The 9859-nt window shown below is 68.2% G+C and carries 9 protein-coding genes; 8 read left to right on the forward strand and 1 reads right to left on the reverse strand.

Translation table 11 applies throughout. The annotated features are described in order from the left end of the window. Together Q7W02_20230 and Q7W02_20235 are read left to right on the forward strand one after the other, a co-directional pair. On the forward strand, positions 1 to 217 hold a 217-nt coding region (locus Q7W02_20230; GenBank protein ID MDO8478477.1), incomplete at its 5' end, for a hypothetical protein. 84 nt (positions 218 to 301) lie between these two features. Continuing rightward, positions 302 to 706, forward strand: a complete 405-nt coding sequence (locus tag Q7W02_20235; protein MDO8478478.1) for a tetratricopeptide repeat protein — start codon at positions 302 to 304, stop codon at positions 704 to 706. On the opposite strand, the gene Q7W02_20240 is transcribed toward Q7W02_20235, so the two are convergent. After that, entirely contained in the window at positions 703 to 1875 is a 1173-nt protein-coding gene (locus Q7W02_20240; GenBank protein ID MDO8478479.1) for a MalY/PatB family protein, read from the reverse strand. The genes Q7W02_20235 and Q7W02_20240 overlap by 4 nt on opposite strands. Positions 1876 to 2016: 141 nt before the next feature. Here Q7W02_20240 and Q7W02_20245 point away from each other — a divergent pair, with 141 nt between their 5' ends. From Q7W02_20245 to Q7W02_20270, 6 genes are all read left to right on the forward strand, one after another. Beyond that, the gene (locus tag Q7W02_20245; protein ID MDO8478480.1) at positions 2017 to 4512 is read left to right on the forward strand and encodes a sodium-translocating pyrophosphatase; all 2496 of its coding nucleotides are present in this window, start codon (positions 2017 to 2019) and stop codon (positions 4510 to 4512) included. Beyond that, positions 4509 to 4982: a nuclear transport factor 2 family protein gene (locus Q7W02_20250; protein MDO8478481.1), complete on the forward strand. Its 474-nt coding sequence runs from the start codon at positions 4509 to 4511 to the stop codon at positions 4980 to 4982. The genes Q7W02_20245 and Q7W02_20250 overlap by 4 nt, the downstream gene beginning before the upstream one ends. A gap of 14 nt (positions 4983 to 4996) precedes the next feature. Then, complete coding sequence (locus tag Q7W02_20255) at positions 4997 to 6025, forward strand: LLM class flavin-dependent oxidoreductase (GenBank protein ID MDO8478482.1); 1029 nt, start codon at positions 4997 to 4999, stop codon at positions 6023 to 6025. Positions 6026 to 6055: 30 nt separating this feature from the next. Then, on the forward strand, positions 6056 to 6976 hold the full coding sequence (locus Q7W02_20260) for a class I SAM-dependent methyltransferase (GenBank protein ID MDO8478483.1): 921 nt from the start codon (positions 6056 to 6058) through the stop codon (positions 6974 to 6976). Between the two features lie 173 nt (positions 6977 to 7149). Beyond that, positions 7150 to 9069: a diguanylate cyclase gene (locus Q7W02_20265; GenBank protein ID MDO8478484.1), complete on the forward strand. Its 1920-nt coding sequence runs from the start codon at positions 7150 to 7152 to the stop codon at positions 9067 to 9069. Positions 9070 to 9103: 34 nt separating this feature from the next. Continuing rightward, on the forward strand, positions 9104 to 9859 hold a 756-nt coding region (locus tag Q7W02_20270; protein ID MDO8478485.1), incomplete at its 3' end, for a PilT/PilU family type 4a pilus ATPase.

Consider the following 9859-nt stretch of genomic DNA (forward strand, 5'->3'; position numbering starts at 1 on the left):
CAAGACGGTCCTGCCCCTCGACCTCTCCCCGCTCTACCCGCTGTTCGTCACCATCACCTGGTGGCACTTCGCCGTCGTCGCCGGGACCGCCCTGGTGGCCGTGCTGATGCGCCGCCGCTGGCCGGCTTTCACCGCCGTCTGCCTCGTCTACGCGATCACGCTGGCGCCCGTGCTCGGGTTCTTTCACAACGGCCCGCAAGCGGTCGCGGACCGGTAGTCCTACCTGGCGTGCCTTGGCTGGGCGCTCCTGGCTGGAGGCGCGGTCGCGTGGCGCTGGTCCGGCGAGCGCGTGGTGCGGGCCGTGGCAGCGGTAATGGTGGTGGTTCTGGTCGTGCTGACGGTGCAGCAGGTCCGGGTCTGGCGCGACTCGGTATCGCTCTGGAGCCATGCGGTGGCGCTCGAGCCCGCCAACCGCTTCGCGCGGATCAATCTCGGCGGCGCCTACGTCGAGCAGGGACGCATGCCCGAGGCCATTGCCCAGTACCGCGAGGTGCTCAGGCTCTCCCGCGACAAGGCCCCGTGGTACGCCGTGCTCGGCTGGTTGTACGCGAGGAGCGGCCTCGTGGCCGACGCGCTGCCGCTGTTTGTGGAAGCGCTCCGACTCGAGCCCGGGAGGCCCGACGCCTGCGCCAACGTCCGGCAGGCCGTGGGGATACTGGGCGTGCCGGCGCCTCCCGAGCTTTCCGGCTGCCCTCCGGCGGGCTAGCGCCCGACCTGCGGGAGCCGCCCGAGGGCTTGGCCGATGCGCTCGAGCCCCTGTATGAGCAGCTGGCGCGGGCAGCCGAAGTTGAGACGCACGAAGCCCGGCCCCCCGCGCCCGAATGTCGCCCCGTCATTGAAGGCCACCCGGCCTGTCTCGAGGAAGAAAATGAACGGGTCGTTGTTCGGGATGCGCGCTTGGCGGCAGTCGAGCCAGGCGAGATAGGTGCCCTCGGGCACCCCTACCTCGATCCCCGGGAAGTTGGCCCGGACATATTTCACGAGAAAGTCCCGGTTGTTCTCGAGGTAGCGCAGGAGCTCGTCCAGCCAGGGCTGCCCGTCCCGGTACGCCGCCAGCATTGCCGTGTAGCCCAGGATGTTCGGCGTCTGGACCATGTCCAGGCGCGCCGCCACGAACTTCTCCCGGAGCGCCTGGTTCGGGATGACGGCCAGCGCGCACCTGAGACCTGCCAGGTTGTAGGTCTTGCTCGGGGCCATGAGCGTGATGGTGCGCGCCTCGATGTCGGGATCGAGCGACGCGATCGGCACATGGCCGTGGCCGCTGTAGATGAGATCGCCGTGGATCTCGTCGGCGCAGATGACGAGGCCGCGCCGGAGGCAGATCTCCGCCATCCGCGACAGCTCTTCGCGTGTGAACACGCGGCCGACCGGGTTGTGGGGGTTGCAGAGGAGGAACATGCGCGTGCGCGGCGTAATGGCGAGCTCGAAGGCGTCGAAGTCGACAGTGTAGCGCCCGTCGGCGCCGCGCGTGAGGTCGGCGCCGTCTCGCGACATCCCGACGTTGTCGGGCAGGCGGAGGATGGGCGGGTAGACGGGCAGCTGCATCAGCACGCCGTCGCCGGGGTTCGCGAACGCGCGGGCGGCGACGTTGAAGCCGGAGATGACGCCGGGCATCAGCACCATCGCCTCGGGCTCGACCTTCCAGCCGAAACGCTTGAGCAGCCGGTCGCACATCACCTCGTGGAACTCCGGTTGCTCGACACCGTAGCCGAAGACGCCGTGCTCCACCCGCTCGCGGAGCGTCCGGATCACCGGCTCCGGCGAGGGGAAGTCCATGTCGGCGACCCAGAGGGGCAGGACGTCAGGCGGGAACTTGTGCCACTTGTTGCTCTCGGTGCTGCGGCGGTCGATGACGCGGTCGAAGTCATAGGGCATGGGATGGAAGGATAGACCCGGATTCGTCCCGCGGGCAAGCGAGTCCGGAAGGCTTGACTCGCGCCGCAAAGATGGGCATAAGGGAGTGGTTGCCGCGGCGCGGCAGGCGCTTATATCCCCAGTTATCGAGGAGATGCGCACATGAACGGAACCCCCGAAGCGCACCGGCGCGCCGTCTGGGTCTTGCCGGTGCTCCTGGCCCTGGTCGTCCTGGCCGCGATGGCCGGTCCGGCGCTCGACGCCGCCTGGGCCCAGGGTGTAGCCGCCCCCGCCCAGCACCAGGGCGGCGGCGAGGCCAACCTCAAGATCCCGGATCTCTCCCAGGTCAGCTTCGGCGGCATGACCGGCCGCTCGCTGCTCCAGTGGGGCCTGCTCGTCTGCCTCCTCGGTCTCGGGTTCGGGATGGTGATCTTCAAGCAGCTCAGGGTTCTGCCGGTGCACCAGTCCATGCTCGAGATCTCGGAGCTGATCTACGAGACCTGCAAGACGTACCTGATCCAACAGGGCAAGTTCCTGATGATCCTGTGGGTCTTCATCGCGATCATCGTGACGTTCTACTTCGGCGTGCTCCAGCACTTCACGGGCCAGCAGGTCTCGATCATCCTGTTCTTCAGCCTGGTCGGCATCGGGGGCAGCTACGGCGTGGCCTGGTTCGGCATGCGCATCAACACCTTCGCCAACTCGCGCACCGCCTTTGCCAGCCTCAGGGGGCTGGCGTTCCCCGTCTACGCCATCCCGCTGCGCGCCGGCATGAGCGTGGGCATGCTGCTGATCAGCGTGGAGCTGCTGATCATGCTCTGCATCCTGCTCTATGTCCCCCGGGACTACGCGGGCGCCTGCTTCATTGGGTTCGCCATCGGTGAGTCGCTCGGCGCTTCGGCGCTCCGCATCGCGGGCGGCATCTTCACCAAGATCGCCGACATCGGCTCGGACCTGATGAAGATCGTCTTCAACATCAAGGAGGACGACGCGCGCAACCCCGGCGTCATCGCGGACTGCACGGGCGACAACGCGGGCGACTCGGTCGGCCCCAGCGCCGACGGCTTCGAGACCTACGGCGTCACGGGCGTGGCGCTCATCTCTTTCATCCTGCTGGCGGTACCGAAGGAGATGGTCCAGGTCCAGCTCCTGGTCTGGATCTTCGTGATGCGCGTCATGATGATCGTCGCCAGCGGCGCCTCGTACTTCATCAACGACGCGATGGCGCGCGGTCGATACGCGCACGCCACCAAGATGAACTTCGAGCATCCCCTGACCACCCTCGTATGGATTACCTCCATCGTGTCGGTGGCGCTGACGTACCTGGTCTCCTGGTGGCTGATCCCGGGGCTGGGGGACGGCACGCTCTGGTGGAAGCTGGCGACGGTGATCACGTGCGGCACGCTCGCCGGCGCCATCATCCCTGAATTCGTGAAGGTCTTCACCTCGACGAACTCGGCCCATGTGCGCGAGGTCGTGACCTCGGCGCGCGAGGGCGGCGCGTCGCTGGACATCCTGTCGGGGCTCGTGGCGGGGAACTTCAGCGCCTATTGGCTCGGCATGGTGGTCGTGGGGCTCATGGGCACCGCGTACCTGGTCAGCCGGGAGGGCATGGCTGCCCTGATGGTCGCCCCTGCCGTCTTCGCCTTCGGCCTCGTCGCCTTCGGCTTCCTCGGCATGGGCCCCGTCACGATAGCCGTGGACTCCTACGGCCCCGTCACGGACAACGCGCAGTCGGTATTCGAGCTCTCCCTCATCGAGCAGATCCCCGGCATCAAGGCCGAGCTCCGCAAGGACCACGGTTTCGACGTCAACTTCGAATCGGCCAAGCACATGCTCGAGGAGAACGACGGCGCCGGCAACACGTTCAAGGCGACGGCCAAGCCCGTGCTGATCGGCACGGCCGTCGTCGGCGCCACGACCATGATCTTCTCGATCATCGTGGTGCTCACGCACCGCCTGACGGAGAATCTCGACAAGCTCTCGCTCCTCCATCCGCCCTTCCTCCTCGGCCTCATCACGGGCGGGGCGATGATCTACTGGTTCACCGGCGCCTCCATCCAGGCGGTCACGACGGGCGCCTACCGGGCGGTGGAGTTCATCAAGGCCAATATCAAGCTCGAGGGCGTCACCAAGGCATCGGTCACCGACAGCAAGAAAGTCGTCGAGATCTGCACGCAGTACGCCCAGAAGGGCATGTTCAACATCTTCCTGGCCGTGTTCTTCGCGACGCTCGCGTTCGCCTTCCTCGAGCCGTACTTCTTCATCGGCTACCTGATCTCCATCGCGCTCTTCGGCCTCTACCAGGCGGTGTTCATGGCCAACGCCGGCGGCGCCTGGGACAACGCCAAGAAAGTCGTCGAGGTCGACCTCAAGGAAAAGGGCACCCCGCTCCACGCCGCAGCCGTGATCGGCGACACGGTGGGCGATCCGTTCAAGGACACGTCGTCGGTCGCCATGAATCCCATCATCAAGTTCACGACCCTCTTCGGCCTGCTGGCCGTGGAGCTCGCCGTGTCGCTCACGGTCGAGCGCGGCGCCCTGTTCACCCGCAGCCTGGCGGTGGTGTTCTTCGTCGTGTCCGTGATCTTCGTGTGGCGCTCCTTCTACAAGATGCGGATCGAGGTCGAGGGAGCCGGAGTCCGGAAGCCGGCGTGAATCTGGTCGAGCGGTTCGCCGAGGCTTTCAACCGCCGTGATGTCGAGGGTCTCCTTGCCTGCTTCACCGAGAACGCGACCTACGGAGACCTCTTCTATGGCCCGCACACCGGGCACGCGGCTCTCCGCGGCATGTTCGAGCGCATGTTCCGCGAGGGCCGCGACTACCGCTGGCAGATGAACTCTATCGTGATGGATGCGCACCGCGCCGCCGCCGAGTGGACCTTCAGCTACACGGCGACCGCGGCCGTGCCGCGAAGCGAGGGGCGCCGCGTCCGGTTTTCGGGCATGAGCGTCTTCGATCTTGACGGCCGGGATCTTGACGGCGGGGATCTTGACGGCGGGGACCTCGAGGGCGGGCGCATCCGCGCGTACCGCGAGTACGCCGACACGGGCGTGGCGCTCCTGCAGCTGGGATTCGCGCCCGAGAGCGTCTCCAAGGTCCTGTCGCGCCGACTCCCCACGGCCTGAGGGGTTCCCGCGCGGTGCCTCTCGTCGGCGTGCTCGACCAGTCGCCCATTCGCACCGGCGGCACCGCCGCCGAGGCCGTCGCGGAGACGGTCGAGCTGGCGCAAGCCTGCGAGCGCTGGGGCTACCATCGCTACTGGCTCGCGGAGCACCATGCAAGCCGCGGCCTCGCCGGCTCGACCCCGGAGGTGCTCGTGGCGCACGTGGCCGCGCGCACCTCGCGCATCCGCGTCGGCTCGGGCGGTGTCATGCTCAGCCACTACAGCGCGTTGAAAGTGGCGGAAAACTTCCGGATGCTGGAGACGCTTTACCCCGGGCGCATCGACCTGGGAATCGGGCGCGCGCCCGGCAGTGACCCGCGGACGGCGCGAGCGCTCGCCCACGGGCCCGGCACGCTCGGCATCGAGCACTTTCCGGCCCAGATAGGTAACCTCCTCGGTTTCTTGCGAAACGACCTGCCGCAGGGCCATCCCTTCCGCGGTATCCGCGCCATGCCCGACGGCCCGACCACGCCCGAGCTGTGGCTGCTCGGCTCGAGCGACGAGGGGGCGGCACTCGCGGCCCGCTTCGGCACGGCGTTCGCCTTTGCCCACTTCATCAACGACGAGGGAGGCGCCGAGGTGACCCGCGCGTACGCCGCGCGCTTCCGTCCCGGGGTGCTCGAGGCGCCGCGGGCGAGCGTCGCAGTCTTCGCGCTGGCCGCCGACACCGAAGCCGAGGCGCAGCGGCTCGCGAAGAGCCGCGACCTGTGGATCACGCGCCTCTACACGGGCCGCCCCGGCGCGTTCCCGTCGGCCGAGGAGGCCGAGACGTACCCGTATACCGAACAGGAGTTGGCCATCGTCCACCACGCGAGACGGCGCACCATCGCGGGCACGCCCGAGCAGGTGCGCGACCGGCTCCTCGCCCTCGCCGGCGCGTACGGGGCGGCCGAGCTCATGATCGTGGCCATCACATTCGACTTCAAAGCGCGCCTGCGCTCCTATCAGCTCCTGGCCGAGGCCTTCGGCCTCGATCCGTCCGCCGACCGGCCGGGCGGGGAGTGATACCATGATCGCCGAAGGAGCGCCCAGACCATGAGCGAGTCCGTCGGGCCCGCGCCGGTCCCCGACGCCGCAGACGTGGACGGCGTCATCCAAAGCGTGCGCTTCGAGCTCTACCGCGAGAACATCTACGGCGCGCTGGAGATCGTGGAGGCGGCGCATGCCGCGCGCCCCGACCCGCGCTACGCCGAGCAGGCGGCGCGTATCCGATCGTGGCTCGGCCACCTGCAAAGCCGCGAAGCCTACGTCCTTGCCCAGGAGCAGCAGTACAAGGGCCTCCGCTGGAAGCTGGGGCTCAAGCTCCTGGAGAAGCGGATCCGCATGCTGTCCGGGAAGAAGACCCGCAAGATGATCGAGCGGCGCGGCCGCGACCCGGAGTTCCAGGAGCTCGAGCGCGAGGTCGACGCCGTGAAGCCGCGGCGCGTGCTCGACGCCGGCAGCGGTGAGGGCGGCGTGGCGATGGCCCTCTGCGCGCGCCACCCGGAGCTCGCGGTGGACGGCGTCGAGGTATCCTTCACGAACGTCCGGATCGCCCGGCAGCTCAACCGCTGGAAGACGGCGTCTTTCCGCGAGGGCCTGGCCGAGGAGGTCCACGAATACTTCGAGCCCGGCCGCTTCGACCTGGCGTACTCGTTCGCCGTCCTCGAGCACGTCCGCGACGTGAACGTGACGGTCCGCTCCATCCTGACCGTCCTCAGGCCGGGTGGGCGCTTTTGCTTCGTGGTCCCGATGCACGAGTTCCGCGCCCGGGGCCCGATCCCCGACTACCGGCCCGTGCACGGCTACGCCGACCACTGCCGGGTCTTCAGCGAGGCCGACCTCCGGCGGCGCTGGGGCGGCGAGCCGGGATTCCGGGTGGTCAAGATCCCCGGCGCGTGGAAGCATGGCGAGATCCCGGACTGCTTCGAGCCTGTCGAGTTCGGCTCTTTCTTCGTCTCTTTCGCCAAGGCCTGATCCCGCCAAAAGCCGTGGCCGTGCAGTAGCGACGGCTCTTCTCCACAGTGCCAGGGTGCCAGTTTTCGTCGCTCAGACGCCGGAGATGGTCCGCGTAGTGCGGCTGCCCAGCCTAAAGGCCAATGATTTCAGTCACCTGGTGGCTGGCATAGTTGTTGTAGTTCAAGCGGCTGATGCTCAGCGAACTGGAAGCGACAACGGTATTGCAGGGGCCCGCGCCGGCCCCCCCCGCGTCGGCCCCCATAATTGCGCCGCTCTGGGGCGACTGGTTCCGGCGCAAGATCTCGCTGGCGCTGACGCTCACGGCCTTGGTGCCGCTCCTCATCCTCGCCTATTCGCTCTACGCTTCCGTGATGTCGTGGCTCGGCCATGAGCCGATTTACGGCCGCGATCTCCTCTGGAGCCAGGCGCTCCTGGTCTTCACCGGGCTCCTCATGGCCGCCGGCGGCTTCGTCATCTGGGATCTGGCCTCGACCGTCAGGCGCACCGCCGAGACGGTGGCTGCCACGACCAGGGTCGAATCGGCGGTGGCGGAGAAGACCGACCAGATCGGCGTCCTCATGGGCTCGTTCTCGCGGATGCTGGGCACCATAGAGACCCAGACCGGCGAGATGAACCAGTTCGCCGCGCGCCTGGACGCCGCCTACCGGGAGCTCGAGTCCACCAATGCGCGGCTCAAGGAGGTCTCGTTCAAGGACGAGGTGACGCGACTGTACAATCGCCGCTTCTTCTCCATCCGGCTCGAGGAGGAGGTCTCCCGCTACCGCCGCTTCAACCACCCGGTGTCTGTCGTGCTGCTCGACCTCGACGGCTTCAAGGCCGTCAACGACGAGCTGGGCCACGCGACGGGCGACGAGACCCTCCGCGGCGTCGGCGAGCTCCTCCTGAAGCACTCGCGCGGCATCAACGTGATCTGCCGCTACGGCGGCGACGAGTTCGCCGTCCTCCTGGTCGAGACGCCCAAGGCCGGCGCCCAGATCTACGCCGACCGGATCCGCCACGTGCTCGAGCACCACGTTTTTCCGCACGGGCAGCGCATCAGCGCGAGCTTCGGGATCGCCACGCTGCCCGAGGACGTTGGGGCCGCGGCCGAGGACCTGCTCCGCGCCGCCGACGAAGCGCTCTACGCCGCCAAGCGAGCGGGAAAGAACCGCGTGTCGACTCACGAGTCGGCGGCGGTCGCTGTTGGAGCCGCGCCCGTGGCGCTCCCCGAGATCTTCGGCGCTTCTGACGGACCCGGCGGCTGGCTGCCGCTCGCCCTGCCGGACCCTGGACCTGCTCTCGAAGCGCTGGTGGGCGCCCGCTCCACGGCGCGTGGCGAAGGCGGCGTGGTGGTGCTGAGCAGCCGGGCCGATGTGAGGACGGCGCTCGAAGGCCTCAACGACGGCGCCTACGACTTCATCCTGCGTCCTGCCCCCGCCGATCCCGCCGTGGACAGCGACCCCGGGGATCTGTGGCGCAGCGGCGAGATCTGTCTTCTGCCCGCGGGGCTCCGGCCGCTGTCCCAGGGCGAGCGCGCCACGCTGATGGCGCTCCACGGGCTCATCGCTGCGCGGGACCTGGGCACGGGGATGCATTCGGAGCGGGTGCGCGTCTACGTCGTGGCCATCGCCCGGGCCTACGGCATACCAGAGGCGGAGCTGCGCGACATCGAGCACGGCGTCATGCTCCACGACATCGGCAAGATCGGCATCCCCGACTCGATCCTCCTCAAGCCGGGGCCGCTCAGCCCCGACGAGTGGAAGGTCATGCGGACGCATCCGGAGGTCGGTCGACGGCTGGTCGAGCACATCCCGTTCCTGGCGGGCGCGGTGCCCATCGTCTACCACCACCACGAGCGCTGGGACGGCAACGGCTATCCGGAGGGTCTCCGCGGCGAAGGCATTCCGCTGGGCGCCCGCATCTTCGCCGTGGCCGACGCCCTCGACGCCATGACCTTCGACCGCCCGTACTCCCGCGCCGTGCCGCTCGAGGCCGCGCGCGAGGAGATCGCCCGCTGCAGCGCCACGCACTTCGATCCGGCCGTCGTATCCGCGTTCCTCGCCATCCCGCTCGAAGAGCTCGAGGAGCTGCGGCGCCGCGCGATTAGTTGACGGGGGCCGCCCCGGCTTGGTAGCGTGGCATCCCATGACGGAGGCGCCGGTGGTCAAGCTCGAGGAAGTGCTGCGGCTCGCGATCGAGATGAACGCAACCGATATCCACGTCCAGGTCGGCCTGCCGCCCATGTTCCGCGTGCGGGGCAAGCTCGTGGCGCACGAGTCGGACGCGCTCACGGCGGAGCAGTGCGAAGCGCTGGTCTTCTCCATCATGTCGGAGGATCAGAAGAAGACCTTCAGCGAACGGCTCGACTGCGACTTCTCCTACGGCGTCCCAGGGCTCGCCCGCTTCCGCATCAACGTCTTCAGGCAGCGCGCGAGCGTCGCCGCCGCGTTCCGGCGCATCCCCTACCAGATCCCCGCGTTGGAGCAGCTCGGGCTGCCTCCGGGGGTGCTGGATCTGCTCAAGCTGAAGCGCGGGCTCGTCCTGGTGACGGGCGCCACGGGTCAGGGCAAGTCGACGACGCTGGCCTCGCTCCTCGACCGCATGAACCAGGAGCGCCAGCTCCACATCGTGACCCTCGAGGACCCGGTCGAATTCTCCCATCCGCACAAGATGGCCACCTTCAACCAGCGGGAAATGGGGAGTGATTTCGACACCTTCTCAAGCGGGCTCCGCGCCGCGCTACGTCAGGCGCCGAAGATTATCCTTGTCGGCGAGATGCGGGACCGCGAGACAGTGGAGATCGGCCTGTCCGCAGCGGAGACGGGCCATCTTGTCTTGAGCACGCTCCATACGGTGGATGCGGGGCAGACCATCAACCGCATCTTAGGCATGTTTTCCACC

The organism is Candidatus Rokuibacteriota bacterium, assembly GCA_030647435.1.
Taxonomy (GTDB): Bacteria; Methylomirabilota; Methylomirabilia; order Rokubacteriales; family CSP1-6; genus AR37.

Coding starts and splice junctions, on each gene's coding strand:
- Q7W02_20240 (MDO8478479.1), bottom strand. CDS start 1,875: ATGCCCTATGACTTCGACCGCGTCATCGACCGCCGCAGCACCGAGAGC.
- Q7W02_20245 (MDO8478480.1), top strand. CDS start 2,017: ATGAACGGAACCCCCGAAGCGCACCGGCGCGCCGTCTGGGTCTTGCCG.
- Q7W02_20260 (MDO8478483.1), top strand. CDS start 6,056: ATGAGCGAGTCCGTCGGGCCCGCGCCGGTCCCCGACGCCGCAGACGTG.
- Q7W02_20265 (MDO8478484.1), top strand. CDS start 7,150: ATGCTCAGCGAACTGGAAGCGACAACGGTATTGCAGGGGCCCGCGCCG.